Genomic DNA, 14701 nt, shown 5'->3' with positions numbered 1-14701 from the left:
AGATGGCGGAGCGGCTCACGGCACATCGGAAGCAGAGAAACGGAGCACCCCAGCAAATTGCGAGCCCTATCCTAACATAGGCACCGGCTGGCAACAGTGCGGCATCCGTGGCAAATTCACCATATCTTTGAAGGTGTTGGCTACAAATCATCCGCTCTGGCACACATCGCCGGGTTAAAAAACGCCGACCCCAGCCTTCATCTCACCCCAATGCCGCGCTTACCAGTTCCACATACCCGCTACGTCCGGATTCCCGCCAGCAATCGAACGTAAAACAACATGCGACAGGGTTTGTCGGCAGCCGGGTTCCACGGCGCGCTTTCGCGGCAGAATCTTGTCGAATGGGCGTGCCCCTGAGCACACAACCCATTTCGGTTAAGAAATGCTCGTTCAGGGCAATCGAATTATCCCGCTCCCCTTGTCGCCCCCCCTGCCCCACACTTGAAGTCAGCAATGTAAAGGAGACACATCATGCATGCACGTAGCGAACAGATGGCTGACTATATTGCCGATCGTCTCGAGTTCATTACCTTTCTCGCCTGTTGCAGCGCCCTGCTGGCCCTGCTGACCGGCATGAGTGGCCAGCAGGCGCTGGCCTTTACCGCCCTCAACCTGCCGTTTGGCCTCGGGATCCTGCTGGCCATGGCACTGCTGGCACCGCTGCCCGCTTACTGGCGCCTGCCGGGCATCACCCTGCTGCTGGCAGCCGGCGCCCTGATGACCCTGCAACTGGGCGGCGAGTGGCTCAATCCGCTGGCCATCTGGAGCCTCTACGCCCTGCTCGGGCTGGAGATAATCTGGCAGGCACGGCCCAAAGCTGCACTGGCGGCTGACGGACGCGGCCAATTGAGGTAACCTTGCGCCCCCGTTTGCCAACCCCAATACCCGAGGAGCGCCCGATGAAAAAAGCCTGTGCCCAGCACATTCTGGTCAAGACCGAAAAACAGTGTCTGGAGATCAAGGAGAAGATCGAAAAGGGCGCCGACTTCGGCCAGATGGCCAAGCGCTTCTCCACCTGTGCCTCTGCCAAACGCTGCGGCGATCTGGGGGAGTTCAACAAAGGGGATATGGTCAAGCCCTTTGACGATGCGGTATTCAAGGGCGAGCTGCTCAAGGTACTGGGGCCGGTGCGCACCAAGTTCGGCTTCCACCTTATCAAGGTGCTCTATCGCAACTGATCCATCCCGTCAGCGCGACCCAATCCCCTTCCAGCGAGGCCCGTTTGCAACGGGCCTCGCGCTGTTTTACCGTCTCCCTTGACTCATGGGCCAAAAGCCCCCCGAGCCCATACGAATTTACTAACGTTATCAGGCTATTAAGTTTATTCTTCTCGGCACGTTCCGCACTTCGAGGATGGATCCCGCGCTATGCCCAGCTTATACAGGTGGCCACTGCTGGCCTGGTTGCTCCCTTTGGCAGGGGCTCTTGGCAGCCGCTTTCATCTCTGGCCCTGGTGGCTCGGGTTCACCCTCTGCCTGCTTGGCGCCATCATCTCTCTGGTGTTGCTGGTGCGCCTGCCCTGGTGCCGCAGCCGACACGCCAATGGCTGGGGCGCCGTGCCGCTGCTGTTGCCTCTGGCCTTTGTGGTACAGGCGCTGCGCGTACCGCTGGTCAACGATGTCAGTACGGATCCTTACAACCCGCCCCTGCTGCGCTGGGCCAGCGAGCTCAGAACGGCGCAGGATCTGCCGATTAATCCGGCTCCGTTGAAAGCATTTGAGGGTAAACCCGGTCCTCTCTATACCAAAGCATCCCCGGCCGAGGTGATCACCGAAGCCCACGCCCTGATGGAGCAGCTCGGCTGGCAGGTGCGGCCAAGCCCGGATGGCCTCGATGCGGTGGCCACCACCGGCTGGTTCGGTTTTCAGGATGATGTGGCGCTGCGAGTCTTTGTCGGCCCCAGCGAAACCCGCATCGATATGCGCTCAGCCTCCCGTCAGGGGCAGAGCGACCTGGGCACCAACCGGGCACGGATCGAGGATTTTCTGATCCGCCTCAACGAGCGGCTGGGTCAGGCCTACAAACCCAATTTGAAGCAATAAGAAGGTCAGCAATGCGCGTCGAGGTGAAACCCGACCGGGAATATGCCTGGTTCATCCGCCCCTTTTTCTGGCTGCAACAGCGCAACTACGGTCAGGTGCTCATTCCGGGCAAGTGCTGGGGCCGATCGCCGCGCCTGTTTGCCGCCGTCGCCACCCTCTATGGCGTCATCAACCGCAAGCGCTCCCCCATCGACCCCGTGCTGCGCTCCCTGGTGACGGTGCGAGTCTCCCAGCTCAACTGGTGCCGCTTTTGCGTCGACATCAACGCCATGACCCTCATCAAGCGGGCGGGCTCCAGCGAGAAGGTGGAGGCGCTCGCCAACTGGCGCGAAAGCCCGCTGTTCGACGAGCGGGAGCGGGCCGTGCTCGACTACACCGAGGCGATGACGGGTCTCGATGGGGTCAGCGATGAGCAGGCCGCCCGTCTCAAGCCCTGGTTCGACGACGACGCCATGGTGGAACTGACCGGCCTCATCGCCTTCCAGAACATGTCGGCCAAGTTCAACGCCGCCCTCGATATCGCCCCGCAGGGCTTCTGCCAACTGCCGGTGCAGCCAGAACGTCCGCAACCGGATAGCAAGGACGCCTGATGAGAGGAGCCCGCCTGCTGCTGGTGCTGATGATGGGTTGCCTCATCGGCGCCTTTTTCGCCTTCGACCTTGGTCACTACCTGAGTCTGCCCCAGCTGCAGGCCCGTCAGGCCGAGCTGGCCGCCCTGGTCGACCGCCATTTCATCAGCGCCGCCCTGCTGTTCGTCGCCGTCTATGTGGTGAGCACCGCCCTCTCCCTGCCCGGCGCCAGCCTGCTCACCCTGGCCGGCAGCGCCGTGTTCGGCGTCATCTGGGGGCTGCTGCTGGTCTCCTTTGCCAGCAGCATTGGCGCGACCCTGGCCTTTCTCAGCGCCCGCTTTCTGCTGCGCGACTGGGTCGAGCGGCGCTTTGGCGACAAGCTGGCCAGCTTGCAGGCCGGGATGAAGAAGGAGGGGGCGCTTTACCTGCTGAGCCTGCGCCTCATCCCCATCTTCCCCTTCTTTCTGGTCAACCTGCTGATGGGGCTCACCCCTATCAGAGTCAGCACCTACTACTGGGTGAGCCAGCTTGGCATGCTGCCCGGCACTTTCGTCTACGTGCTGGCAGGCAGCGAGCTTGCCAACCTCACCAGCACCGGCAATATCCTCTCCCCCGGCCTGATGGTGGCACTGACCCTGCTCGGGCTGATGCCGATGCTGCTTAAAGATCTGCAGCGGCGCCTCGCCCTGTATCGACTGCACGCCCCCTACCGCAAACCGACCCGCTATGACTACAACCTGCTGGTGATTGGCGCCGGAGCCGGCGGCCTCGTGACCAGCTATATCGCCGCGGCGGTGAAGGCCAAGGTGGCGCTCATCGAGAAGCACAAGATGGGGGGCGATTGCCTCAACAGCGGCTGCGTCCCCTCCAAGGCGCTGATCCGAAGCGCCCGCTTTGCCGCCGAACAGCGCCGGGCCAGTGAACTGGGCTTTTGCCCAAGCCAGACCTGCGCCGATTTCGCCGCCGTGATGGAACGGGTCGCCCGCGTTATCAAGGAGGTCGAGCCCCACGACTCCATCGAGCGCTATCAGGGGCTGGGAGTGGAGTGCATCGAAGGGGAGGCGCGGCTGGTCTCCCCCTGGGAGGTGGAGGTGAACGGCCAACGCCTTGCCAGCCGTCATATCGTTATCGCCACCGGCGCCCGGCCGCTGGTGCCCAGGCTGCCGGGCCTTGAGCAGGTGCCTTGGCTCACCTCCGACACCCTCTGGCAGCTGCGCACTGCGCCGCGCCAGTTGTTGGTGCTGGGCGGCGGCCCCATCGGCTGCGAGCTGGCCCAGAGTTTTGCCCTGCTAGGGGTGCCCGTAACCCTGGTAGAGATCTCGGATCAGCTGCTGCCCCGCGAAGAGCAGGAGGTGGCCGAGCTGCTGGCGGAACAGCTGGCCCGCGACGGCGTGCGGGTGCTCACCGGCTGGCGCGCCGAGCGAGCCGACTATCTGCCTGCGGCTGAGGGAGATCTCCCCATCCGGCTGCAACTGCGTCGGGGCGACGAGATGCAAACCATTGTAGGGGATCAGCTGCTGCTGGCACTGGGTAGGGTCGCCAACGTCAGCGGCTTCGGGCTCGAAGAGCTGGGAGTGGAGCTGACACCGCGCGGCACGGTGGCGGTCGATGGCTTCCTCGCCACCAACTACCCCAGCATTCTGGCGGTGGGGGACGTAGCGGGCCCTTACCAGCTTACCCATGCCGCAGCCCATCAGGGCTGGTACGCCGCGGTCAATGCCCTGTTCAGCCCGTTCAAGCGCTTTCGAGCCGACTATCGGGTCATGCCGGCCGCCATCTACACCACGCCAGAAATCGCCCGGGTCGGCCTCAACCAGAAAGAGGCCAGGGCGCAGGGTATCCCCTTCGAGCTGACCCGCTTCGAGCTTGCCGAGCTGGACAGAGCCATTGCCGATGGCGAGCGTCAGGGCTTTATCGAGGTGCTCACCATACCCGGCAAGGATCAGATCCTGGGTGCCACCATAGTGGGCACTCACGCCGGCGAGCGGATCGCCGAGTTCGTACTCGCCATGCGCCACCGTCTGGGCCTTGGCAAGATCCTCGCCACCATTCACGCCTACCCCACCCTGATGGAGGGGAACAAGTATCTGGCGGGCGAGTGGCGACGGGCCCGTCAGCCCGCCACCCTGCTGGCGCTGCTGACCCGTTATCACCGCTGGCGCCGCGGCGCCAGACCCAACTCCAGGTAACCCGGATGCGACACTCATTGCCCTCGTTCAAACAGCTGTTGTGCGCCCTGCCCCTGCTGGCAGGCAGCCTTCTCTTCACCCAGGCCAACGCCGCCGGCAACCCGCAGTGGCAACAGACCCTTGATGAGGCCAAAGGGCAAACCGTCTACTTCAATGCCTGGGGCGGCAGCCCGGAGATCAACGCCTATCTGGTGTGGGCCGGGCAGGAGCTGGCGCGCGACTATCAGGTCAAGCTGGTGCAGGTGAAGGTGGATGACATCGCCCAGAGCGTCAGCCAGCTGCTGGCCAACAAGCAGGCGGGCAAGCAAACTGGCGGCCCCATCGACCTGCTCTGGGTCAACGGCGAGAACTTCAAGGCGCTCAAGGAGCAGGGGCTGCTCGGTGCCCCCTTTACTCAAGAGCTGCCCAACATGGCGCTGGTAGACATCAGCCTGCCGGTGAGTGAGGACTTCACCATTCCGGTAGAGGGGTTGGAAGCCCCCTGGGGCATCGGCCAGCTCAATCTGATGGTCGACACCGAAGAGGTCACCAGCCCCCCCACCTCGGCTGCTGCCCTGCTGGCGTGGGCCAAGGCCCACCCCGGCCGCTTCACCTATCCCAAGCCGCCCCAGTTTCACGGCTCCAGCTTTCTCAAGCAGATCTTGCTGGAGCTGACGCCAGACCCCGCCCCTCTCTATCGGGAGGCGACCGATGCGGAATTCATCAGGGTCACAGCCCCACTCTGGGCCTGGCTCGATGAGCTGCACCCGGCACTCTGGCGCAAGGGCAAGCTGTTTCCGGCCAGCGCCGCCGAAACCCGCCAGCTGCTCGATGATGGCGAGCTGGCGATGGCCATCAGCTTCAACCCGCAGGAGGCGCAGAGCGCCGCCCAGATTGGTGCCCTGCCCCCCAGCGTCGAGGCGGTCGCCATGGCAAAGGGGTCGCTCACCAACAGCCACTTTCTTGCCATCCCCTTCAACGCCAACGCCCGCGCGGGGGCCAAGGTAGTCGCAAACTTCCTGCTAAGCCCTGCCGCTCAGGCGCGCAAAGCCGACCCGGCGTACTGGGGTGATCCCAGCGTGCTGCGCAGCGATGCCCTGCCGGCCCCCGCCAAGGGACAACCGGCTCTGCGCTTCAAGGCCGTGGCAGAGCCCCACCCCAGCTGGCAGCTCAGGCTCGAAGCCGCCTGGGCCGAGCGCTACGGCCACTGATGAGCCGGTTTGGCTACGCTCCCCTCGGTTGGCGCCCCCTGTTCACCGCAGGGTGTGCTCTGGTTTTTGGTCTTCCATTGCTGGCGGGGGGGTGGCTGCTGCTGGCTGAGGGGCTGACCCGACCCCATCTGCAATTGCTGCTGGCCCAACCGGGCCTGTGGCACTCGGCGCTGCTGAGTCTGTGGATTGGCGCCGCCTCGACCCTGACCAGCCTGCTGCTGACCGCCCTGCTGCTGGCCCACAGCGACAGCCGGGCCTTCGGCTGGCTGCGTCGGTTGCTCTCGCCCTTGCTGGCGCTGCCCCATGTCGCATTTGCCATCGGCTTTGCCTTTCTGCTCGCCCCCTCCGGCTGGTTGCTGCGCCTGCTCTCGCCGACCCTCACCGGATTTGAACTGCCCCCCGACTGGCAGACCCTGCGCGATCCCGCCGGGCTTGGGCTCATTCTCGCCTTGACCCTCAAGGAGACCCCCTTCCTGCTGCTGATGGCACTCGGTGCGCAAGACCCCGCCAGGGTGGCACGCCAGCAATGGCTGGGGGTGAGTCTGGGTTTCAGTGCCCCCCAGATCTGGTGGCGCCTGCTACTGCCGGTACTGTGGCCTGCCTTGCGCCTGCCCCTCTACGCGGTGGCCGCCTACGGGGTGGCGGTAGTGGATCTGGCCCAGCTGCTCGGACCCGATGCCCCCGCCCCGCTGGCCGTTCGCCTGTGGCTCTGGTATCAGGCCCCGGATCTGGTCTGGCGCGGTGCCACTGCCAGCGGCGCCCTGCTGCTGCTCGCCATCACGGCGCTGCTGCTGGCCTTGCTGTGGCTGCTGGAGCTGGTCCATCGAACCCTTGGCAAACCCGGCAGGCTCGATGGCAGGCGAGCAAACCCAAGCGCTCTTGGCCGCACCCTTGCCACGCTTAGCGTGGTGACCCTGTGCGCCATCAATCTGGCGGTTTTGGGGGCGCTGCTGATCTGGTCGCTGGCGCGCCGCTGGCCCTTTCCCGCCCTCTGGCCCAGCCAGTGGAGCGGTCACTACTGGCTGGAACTGCTGCCAACCCTGCTGCCGCTGCTGACCTCCAGCATCCTGCTGGCGCTGGCGAGCGGGGCTATTGCGCTGGCGATGGCGGTGCTGAGTCTGGAGGCACAGGCGCGCCGCCGCCCCTGGCCGCTCTGGCTCATCTGCCTGCCACTGCTGCTGCCGCAGGCCAGCCTGCTGTTCGGCATCCGGCTCGGGGTGGACTGGTTCAGTCTCGGATGGGGGGGCGATGGCATCGGCTGGAGCTGGGTGCTCTGGAGCCAGCTGCTATTTGTCTCTCCCTATGTCTATCTCTGCCTGCACGGCCCCTATCGCCTGTTTGACCCGCGGATCACCCAGAACGCCCTGCTGCTGGGGGCAACCCCGTGGAGAGCCTGGTGGCAAATCAAAGCACCGCTGCTGGCCCGTCCGCTACTGTTTGCCTTTGCGGTGGGGGCTGCGGTGAGCCTGGCCCAATACCTGCCGACCCTGCTGTTTGGCGCGGGCCGGGTCGCCACCATCACAACCGAGGCGGTGGCCATCGGCAGCGGCCTCAACCGGCGGCTGGCGGGCCTCTACGGCCTGCTGCAACTGCTGCTGCCGCTCGTTATCTATCTGCTGGCGCTCTGGTTGCCGGCGCAACTCAATCCGGCGCTCAAGGGGGGCGGCTCACGATGAACAACAACCATGACAACAGCCCCATGCTGAGCACCACACCTCTTCGCCTCTATCTGGAGGAGAGCCTGCTGTTTTCGCTGCCCGCCCTGCAGGTGGCGCCGGGCGAGGTGTTGACCCTGATGGGCCCCAGCGGCTGTGGCAAGAGCTCGCTGCTTGCGGCGCTGGCGGGGGTACTGCCCGCAAGCGGCCCGCTCCGGCTGGAGGGGGATGTGACCCTCGGCGCACGCCGGCTCACCCATTTGCCGCCCCAGACGCGACGCATCGGCATGTTGTTTCAGGATGATCTGCTGTTTGATCACCTGACGGTGGCGGAGAACCTGATGTTCGGCATGCCGGCCAGAGTGAAGGGGCACAGGGCGAGGCGAGAAAAGGCGGTGGCTACGCTGGCGCAGGTGGATCTGACAAGTCAGGCAGACAAGCTGCCGGGGGCGCTCTCAGGCGGCCAGAAGGCCCGCGTCAGCCTGCTGCGAGCCCTGCTGGCCGAACCCGAGGCATTGTTGTTGGACGAACCCTTCTCCCGCCTCGACAAGCCGCTGCGGGCCGCCTTTCGCGAACTGGTGTTCGCCCAGATCAAGGCGCTGGCCATCCCTGCCCTGCTGGTGACCCACGACGAAGAGGACGCGCCGGGCACCATACTTCAGCTCACCGAATCCCGTTTTTGACCGAGGAGTTCACCTTGTTTGATCGCCACCTGATCCCCGTTATCCGCAGCCCCCTCACCCGGCTCGCCAAACCGCTCTGCCGCGCCGGGGTCAGCGCCAACCAGATAAGCCTCACCGGCTTTGCCATCGGCATGCTGGCGTTGCCGCTGCTGGCCTTGGGCTGCTATCAGTGGGCGCTCGCGGCCATCCTGTTCAACCGGCTGCTGGACGGGCTCGATGGCGCCGTGGCACGGGAAACTGGCATCACCGACTGCGGCGGCTTTCTCGATATCACGCTGGATTTCATCTTTTACGCCGCCGTGGTGCTGGGCTTTGCCCTTGCCGCCCCCGCCAATGCGCTGCCCGCCGCCACCCTGCTGTTTGCCTTCATGGGCACCGGCTCGAGCTTTCTGGCGTTTGCCATCATGGCGGGCAAGCGGGGCATCGACAATCCGGTCTACCACCACAAGTCTCTCTACTATCTGGGCGGCCTCACCGAGGGGAGCGAGACCATCGCCCTGTTCGTGCTGATGTGCCTGTGGCCCGCCGCCTTCGCCCCGCTCGCCTACGGATTTGCCCTGCTCTGCGCCATCACCACCCTGACCCGGCTCTGGAGCGGTTACCACACGCTACGCCCCCCCCGGTGCTAACCAGTGCCGCCCTCACCGGAGGGCTAATCCATCACGCGATGAATTGACGATGGGTGCAGCGCACGGAACACTTGCGCCCGGATGACAATGTTTTACCATGGCGGCACTTTTATCAGTCTCCTTGAGAACCCTATGCGTCGCCTTGCCTCTCTTCTCACTCTGTCGTTGTTTCCTCTGCTCGGTGGCTGCAGCAGCACGCCGGCTGCCAAGCCCGTGGTCGTCCCCCAACCCAAGAGCGCCTTCATCAACCAGACACCGTCGCGCAGCCCCGTTTACAGCCAGGGGGTGAGCAAAGGGGACTTCGCCAATCGCACCAATGTGGACAGGTTCGTCCAGAAGATGGTCGAGAAGCACGGCTTTGACAGCGCCCAGCTGCATCAGGTACTGGCGCAGGCAGAGCGCTACGACTGGATCATCCGTCTGATGGATGCCCAGGCGCCGACCACCGCCAAGCCCACCGGCCCGACCGGCGCCTGGAACCGCTACCGCGCCAAGTTCATCACCCCGGACAACGTACAGAACGGCGTCAACTTCTGGCGCGAATACGCGAGCGAACTCAATCGTGCGGAGCAGATCTACGGAGTGCCGCCCGAGATCATCGTCGGCATTATCGGGGTCGAGACCCGCTGGGGCCGGGTGATGGGCAAGACCCGCATTCTGGATGCGCTGGCCACCCTGGCGTTTGATTACCCGCGCCGCGCCGAGTTCTTCACCAGCGAACTGGAAGCCTTCCTGGTGATGACCCGCGATGAGGGGATGGATCCCACCGAACCCAAAGGCTCCTACGCCGGCGCCATGGGCTACGGCCAGTTCATGCCCTCCAGCTTCCAGCGCTATGCGGTGGATTTTGACGGCAACGGCCACACCAACCTGTGGGATCCGGTGGATGCCATCGGCAGCGTCGCCAACTACTTCAAGGCCCACGGCTGGGAGAAGGGGCAACCGGTGGCGGTGCGTGGTCAGGGACAGCTGCCCGGCTATGAGCACGGCTTCCAGACCCGCTACCCGGTCGCCTCCCTGCGTCGCGCCGGGCTGACGCCAACCAGCAGCCTTGGCAACCACAGCGAGGCGAGCCTGCTGCGCCTCGATGTCGGCACCGGCTACCAATACTGGTACGGTCTGCCCAACTTCTACGCCATCACCCGTTACAACCACAGCACCCACTACGCCATGGCGGTGTGGCAGCTGGGGCTGGCGGTGAAGGCGGCGCGCTGACAAACCGCGATCAGCAGATAAAAAAAGGAGCCTTAACGGCTCCTTTTTTATACCAATTACTTTATTTATTCACGGCAGATTGACCCGAAATCAGACCCCGGCCTTGGCCAGTGCCGCGGAGACGATCTGCTGGGCCTCCTGCTGGATGAGGTCGAGGTGCGCGTCGCCCTTGAAACTCTCCATGTAGATCTTGTAGATGGACTCGGTGCCGGAGGGGCGCGCCGCGAACCAGCCGTTCTCGGTCACCACCTTGAGGCCGCCGATGGCTGCATCGTTGCCCGGCGCCTTGGTCAGCTTGGCGATGATGGGCTCACCGGCCAGAGTGGAGGCTTCCACCAGCGCCGGATCCAGCTTGGAGAGCACCGCCTTCTGGGCGCTGTTGGCCGGGGCGTCGATGCGGCGGTAGCTGGAGCGGCCAAATTTGGCTTCCAGTGCGTCGTAGTGGGCCTGCGGATCCTTGCCGGTGACCGCCAGAATTTCTGCCGCCAGCAGCGCCAGAATGAAGCCATCCTTGTCAGTGGTCCAGACGGTGCCATCTTTGCGCAGGAAAGAGGCGCCTGCGCTCTCCTCGCCACCAAAGCCGAACTCGCCGCTGTAGAGGCCATCCACGAACCACTTGAAGCCGACCGGAACCTCTTTCAGGGTGCGGCCAATCTCGCCGGCAACCCGGTCGATCATGGAGGAAGAGACCAGCGTCTTGCCGACGGCTGCATCGGCAGACCAGCCGGTGCGATGGGTAAACAGATACTGGATTGCCACCGCCAGATAGTGGTTCGGGTTCATCAGGCCGGACTTGGTGACGATGCCGTGACGGTCGTAGTCAGGGTCGTTGCCAAGGGCGATGTCGAACTTGTCCTTGAGAGCGATCAGGCTCGCCATGGCGAACGGGCTGGAGCAGTCCATCCGGATCTTGCCGTCTTTGTCCAGGGTCATGAAGGAGAAGGTCGGGTCGACCTTGTAGTTCACCACCTCGATGTTCAGACCATAGGTCTTGGCGATGACGTCCCAGTAGGCGACACCAGAGCCGCCCAGCGGATCGACACCGATCTTGATGCCCGCGTTCTTGATGGCATCCATGTCCAGCACGTTCTTCAGATCATCCACATAGGGGGTGACATAGTCGTGCAGGGCCACGAACGGGCTCTTGAGCGCCTCGGCGAACGGCATCCGTTTCACGCCGGCCAGACCCGCTTCCAGAATCGCATTGGCACGGTCTTCCACCCACTTGGTGATCTCCCCTTCGGCGGGGCCACCATGGGGCGGGTTGTACTTGAAGCCACCATCTTCCGGCGGGTTGTGGGACGGAGTGATCACCACGCCGTCAGCACGGGCAGCAGGCTTGCCTGCATTGTGGCGCAGGATGGCGTGAGAGATGACTGGGGTCGGGGTAAAGCCGAGGCCAGCCTGAATGCGGGTTTCAACGCCATTGGCGGCCAGCACTTCGACGGCGCTGGCAAAGGCGGATTCGGACAGGGCGTGAGTATCCATGCCGACAAACAGCGGGCCAGTGATACCGGCCTGCTGGCGATACTCTACCAAGGCCTGGGTCACCGCCAGAATATGGGATTCGGTAAAGGCACTGTGCAGAGCGCTGCCACGGTGGCCGGAGGTACCGAAGGCAACTCGCTGCTCGGGGCGGCTCATGTCCGGCTTGTTAAGGTAGTAGGCGCTGACCAGACGGGGAATATTGGTCAGGTCGCTTAAACGGGCCGGCTGACCGGCGTGGGAATGCTGAGCCATGGCGTTTTCCTTGCGTAATGGCGGCCTTGCCGGGCAAGGCCTGAGTCTTGAAAAACCGTTAGATTGCGCCGCACACCTGCGCGATCACCTCGTCGCCGTAACCCATGCTGCTCATCAGCTGAGCGACCATGTTCTGCTTGCGACTGGTGTTGGTGTTGGTGATCACCCAGAACGGGGTTTCCGGTACCGGCTTGGGCTTGGTGGTGCTGCCACTGGCGCGCAGAGCCTCGGGATCCCGCGAGAAATAGACGCGCTTGCGCCCCTTGATTTCGGTGGCCTGGGTAAACCCGACCGGATCGTCCCGGTAGAGGGTACTCAGCACCTGCATGAAACGGTTGATGGACTTCTCTTCCTGCTGCAGCTCGCCTGAGTCGAGCAGGGCTTGCAGCCCCTGCGGTGCAGCAACGGCACGGTGTGGTGCCGCAGGCGCTGGCTCGGCAACGGCGGCTGACGCGGCCCCCTGAGCAGGCTGTTCCAGCAGACGGCGCAGGATGTCGGAGGCACTCTCACCGATGTGCCGGGTCTGGCTGGCGATATAGAAGTAGAGATCGTCATCAAGCTCGATGGTTTTCATAGGGATGCGCTGGACTCGTCGAAATTCGGATGCGGCGATTATACATAGGCAAACCCGACAGCCCAAGGGAGGGGCTGGCAGATGTACATGAATCTCATCGAGAATACGGCATAATAGCGGCCCAAGTGTGTGATCGGCCGCACTGATAGCCGATCTGAGAGGGATTTTTTAGAAAAAAAACCACACAAATTTTCCCTTCATCACACGAAATCCTTTTCTTTCCAGTGCGTTAAATCATATCGGCAACGCACTCATGACCGAACAAGGTGTCATTTTGCAACAAAAGAGCGTAGTGAACTTCAAAGAGCAGGGTCAGGGACCGGCCGTCATTCTGATCCACGGGCTGTTCGGCAGCCTCGATAACCTGGGCCTGCTGGCCCGCGCCCTCGGCGAGCACTATCGGGTCATCAGCGTCGATCTGCGCAACCACGGCACCTCGTTTCGCAGCGACGACATGAGCTATCCGGCGCAGGCCGCCGATATACTCGCGCTGATGGATCACCTTGGGCTGGATCAGGCGGCGATAGTCGGCCACTCCATGGGGGGCAAGGTCGGGATGCAGCTTGCCAAGCTGGCGCCCGCGCGGGTGAGCCGGCTGGTGGTGGCCGACATGGCGCCGGTCGCCTATCCCCACTCCCGCCACCAGAATGTGTTCGCCGGCCTCAACGCCACTCTGGCGGCACAGCCCCAGAGCCGCAGCGATGCAGAGCGCATGCTGGCCGAGCATATCGAGATCGCCGGAGTGCGCCAGTTTCTGCTCAAATCCTTCGCCAAAGGCGAGGATGGCTGGCAGTGGCGCTTCAATGTGCCCGCTCTTGAGGAGAACTACGCCAACATCATGGGCTGGCCCGAGGATGAGCGCCGCTTCGAGGGGCCAGTGCTCTTTATCAAGGGGGGGGATTCCGATTACATGCAGCCGCAATACAGCGAGGCGGCACTGGCCCAATTCCCGGCGGCAAAGGTGCGCGTCATCGCCGGAACAGGCCACTGGCTGCATGCGGAAAAACCGATGTTGTTCAACAAACTGGTTGTGGATTTCCTGTCCACAGGCGGTTAACAGTTCCAAATCCTTTGTGATATAGTGCGCCCGTCATAAGGAGTGTGCGCAATCCATGCTAAGTGAACATATCGACCTGATCGAAAGTTTGGGCCTCAAGTTATTCTTTGTGGCCATTTTCATATTGATTGGCCTGGCCATTCAGGACGTTCTCAAACGCGGCAACGTGCCCCGTTTCGGTCGTTTCATCGTCTGGTTGGTACTGTTTCTGGGTTGTGCAGGTTTTGTCGCCAAGGGGCTGATCGAACTGGGCTGGGAAGGCTCAGGACTAGGCTAACAATTTTCATCTGTGATGTATGGCCAAACAGCAAACTGATCGAACAACACTGGATCTGTTCGCAAACGAGAAGCGCCCCGGCAGGCCAAAGACCAACCCACTCCCCCGCGAGACCCAACTCAAGATCAACAAGCGTAACCAGCTTAAGCGCGATCGGGAGAATGGGCTGAAGCGGGTAGAGTTAAAGGTGGAGGCCGAGTTGCTGGAGCGCCTGAACCAACTTGCGTTGCAACAGAACATCAGCCGAGCCGAGCTGATCCAATCTATCCTGAAGCAACAGATTGAGTCCGCCTTTGCGGTGGATATTGCAGTCTGAGCGTCAAGCATTAACACCAAATACGGGTAACTAAACACTATGGCAAGTGTAGGTCTGTTTTTTGGCAGCGATACCGGTAACACCGAAGCTGTCGCCAAGATGATCCAGAAAGAGCTGGGCAAGAATCTGATTGAAGTCCGTGACATCGCCAAGAGCAGCAAGGCCGACATCGAGAACTTCGATCTGCTGATGTTCGGCATCCCGACCTGGTACTACGGCGAAGCACAGGCCGACTGGGACGACTTCTTCCCCGATCTGGGCGAAATCGACTTCACCAACAAGCTGGTTGCCATCTTCGGTTGTGGCGACCAGGAAGACTACGCCGAGTACTTCCTCGACGCCATGGGTACCCTGCGCGACATCGTTGAAGCCAAAGGCGCCATCATCATCGGTCATTGGCCGACTGCCGGTTACGAATTCGAAGCCTCCAAGGCGCTGGTAGATGACAAGCATTTCGTCGGTCTGGGCATCGACGAAGATCGTCAGCCGGAGCTGACCGCCGAGCGAGTCAAAGGCTGGTGCAAGCAGCTGCACGAAGAGATGTGCCTGGGCGAGCTGGAGTAAT

General features: G+C 63.0%; 16 protein-coding genes. 14 read left to right on the top strand and 2 right to left on the bottom strand.

What is annotated here, in order from left to right; translation table 11 throughout:
- Positions 1 to 471 precede the first annotated feature (471 nt).
- The 10 genes from I6L40_RS09810 to mltB all read left to right on the top strand — a co-directional run bounded on the left by I6L40_RS09810 (position 472) and on the right by mltB (position 10172).
- On the top strand, positions 472 to 855 hold the full coding sequence (locus I6L40_RS09810) for a hypothetical protein (RefSeq protein ID WP_041208422.1): 384 nt from the start codon (positions 472 to 474) through the stop codon (positions 853 to 855).
- Positions 856 to 899: 44 nt separating this feature from the next.
- Positions 900 to 1178: a peptidylprolyl isomerase gene (locus tag I6L40_RS09805; RefSeq protein ID WP_042032429.1), complete on the top strand. Its 279-nt coding sequence runs from the start codon at positions 900 to 902 to the stop codon at positions 1176 to 1178.
- A gap of 189 nt (positions 1179 to 1367) precedes the next feature.
- Entirely contained in the window at positions 1368 to 2042 is a 675-nt protein-coding gene (locus I6L40_RS09800) for a DUF1499 domain-containing protein (RefSeq protein WP_071911737.1), read from the top strand.
- An 11-nt stretch (positions 2043 to 2053) separates the two neighbouring features.
- Complete coding sequence (locus tag I6L40_RS09795; RefSeq protein ID WP_071911739.1) at positions 2054 to 2632, top strand: carboxymuconolactone decarboxylase family protein; 579 nt, start codon at positions 2054 to 2056, stop codon at positions 2630 to 2632.
- Complete coding sequence (locus tag I6L40_RS09790; RefSeq protein ID WP_216995360.1) at positions 2632 to 4800, top strand: FAD-dependent oxidoreductase; 2169 nt, start codon at positions 2632 to 2634, stop codon at positions 4798 to 4800. Before I6L40_RS09795 ends, I6L40_RS09790 begins: the two co-directional genes overlap by 1 nt.
- A 5-nt stretch (positions 4801 to 4805) precedes the next feature.
- Positions 4806 to 5990: an ABC transporter substrate-binding protein gene (locus I6L40_RS09785; protein ID WP_071911743.1), complete on the top strand. Its 1185-nt coding sequence runs from the start codon at positions 4806 to 4808 to the stop codon at positions 5988 to 5990.
- Complete coding sequence (locus tag I6L40_RS09780) at positions 5990 to 7666, top strand: ABC transporter permease (protein WP_071911745.1); 1677 nt, start codon at positions 5990 to 5992, stop codon at positions 7664 to 7666. The genes I6L40_RS09785 and I6L40_RS09780 overlap by 1 nt, the downstream gene beginning before the upstream one ends.
- Before the next feature lie 23 nt (positions 7667 to 7689).
- Positions 7690 to 8328 carry an ATP-binding cassette domain-containing protein gene (locus tag I6L40_RS09775; protein ID WP_071911965.1) on the top strand — a complete coding sequence of 213 codons (639 nt, stop codon included), beginning with the start codon at positions 7690 to 7692 and terminating at the stop codon, positions 8326 to 8328.
- 14 nt (positions 8329 to 8342) lie between these two features.
- Positions 8343 to 8957: a CDP-alcohol phosphatidyltransferase family protein gene (locus I6L40_RS09770; RefSeq protein WP_071911963.1), complete on the top strand. Its 615-nt coding sequence runs from the start codon at positions 8343 to 8345 to the stop codon at positions 8955 to 8957.
- A 132-nt stretch (positions 8958 to 9089) separates the two neighbouring features.
- A complete protein-coding gene (gene mltB, locus I6L40_RS09765) occupies positions 9090 to 10172 on the top strand; it encodes a lytic murein transglycosylase B (RefSeq protein ID WP_042032420.1) in 1083 nt (360 codons plus the stop codon).
- Between the two features lie 90 nt (positions 10173 to 10262).
- On the opposite strand, the gene pgm is transcribed toward mltB, so the two are convergent.
- Together pgm and seqA are read right to left on the bottom strand one after the other, a co-directional pair.
- On the bottom strand, positions 10263 to 11912 hold the full coding sequence (gene pgm / locus I6L40_RS09760; protein ID WP_106843191.1) for a phosphoglucomutase (alpha-D-glucose-1,6-bisphosphate-dependent): 1650 nt from the start codon (positions 11910 to 11912) through the stop codon (positions 10263 to 10265).
- 58 nt (positions 11913 to 11970) lie between these two features.
- The gene (seqA, locus tag I6L40_RS09755) at positions 11971 to 12486 is read right to left on the bottom strand and encodes a replication initiation negative regulator SeqA (protein ID WP_042032419.1); all 516 of its coding nucleotides are present in this window, start codon (positions 12484 to 12486) and stop codon (positions 11971 to 11973) included.
- 292 nt (positions 12487 to 12778) lie between these two features.
- On the opposite strand from seqA, the gene I6L40_RS09750 reads away from it, so the two are divergent.
- The 4 genes from I6L40_RS09750 to fldA are packed head-to-tail and all read left to right on the top strand — an operon-like array spanning position 12779 to position 14700.
- On the top strand, positions 12779 to 13543 hold the full coding sequence (locus I6L40_RS09750; protein ID WP_216995420.1) for an alpha/beta fold hydrolase: 765 nt from the start codon (positions 12779 to 12781) through the stop codon (positions 13541 to 13543).
- A 55-nt stretch (positions 13544 to 13598) separates the two neighbouring features.
- Positions 13599 to 13820, top strand: coding sequence for a DUF2788 domain-containing protein (locus I6L40_RS09745; RefSeq protein WP_005334296.1), 222 nt, complete (start codon positions 13599 to 13601; stop codon positions 13818 to 13820).
- Positions 13821 to 13839: 19 nt separating this feature from the next.
- Positions 13840 to 14136, top strand: a complete 297-nt coding sequence (gene ybfE, locus I6L40_RS09740; protein WP_005334297.1) for a LexA regulated protein — start codon at positions 13840 to 13842, stop codon at positions 14134 to 14136.
- Positions 14137 to 14175: 39 nt separating this feature from the next.
- The gene (gene fldA, locus I6L40_RS09735) at positions 14176 to 14700 is read left to right on the top strand and encodes a flavodoxin FldA (RefSeq protein ID WP_033113451.1); all 525 of its coding nucleotides are present in this window, start codon (positions 14176 to 14178) and stop codon (positions 14698 to 14700) included.
- The last annotated feature ends 1 nt before the right edge of the window (position 14701 follow it).

Origin of the sequence: Aeromonas sp. FDAARGOS 1410 (assembly GCF_019048745.1) — a bacterium.
GTDB lineage: Bacteria > Pseudomonadota > Gammaproteobacteria > Enterobacterales > Aeromonadaceae > Aeromonas > Aeromonas jandaei.
The sequence above is the reverse complement of the archived record's forward strand: the minus strand, read 5'-3'. Positions and strand labels throughout refer to the sequence as shown.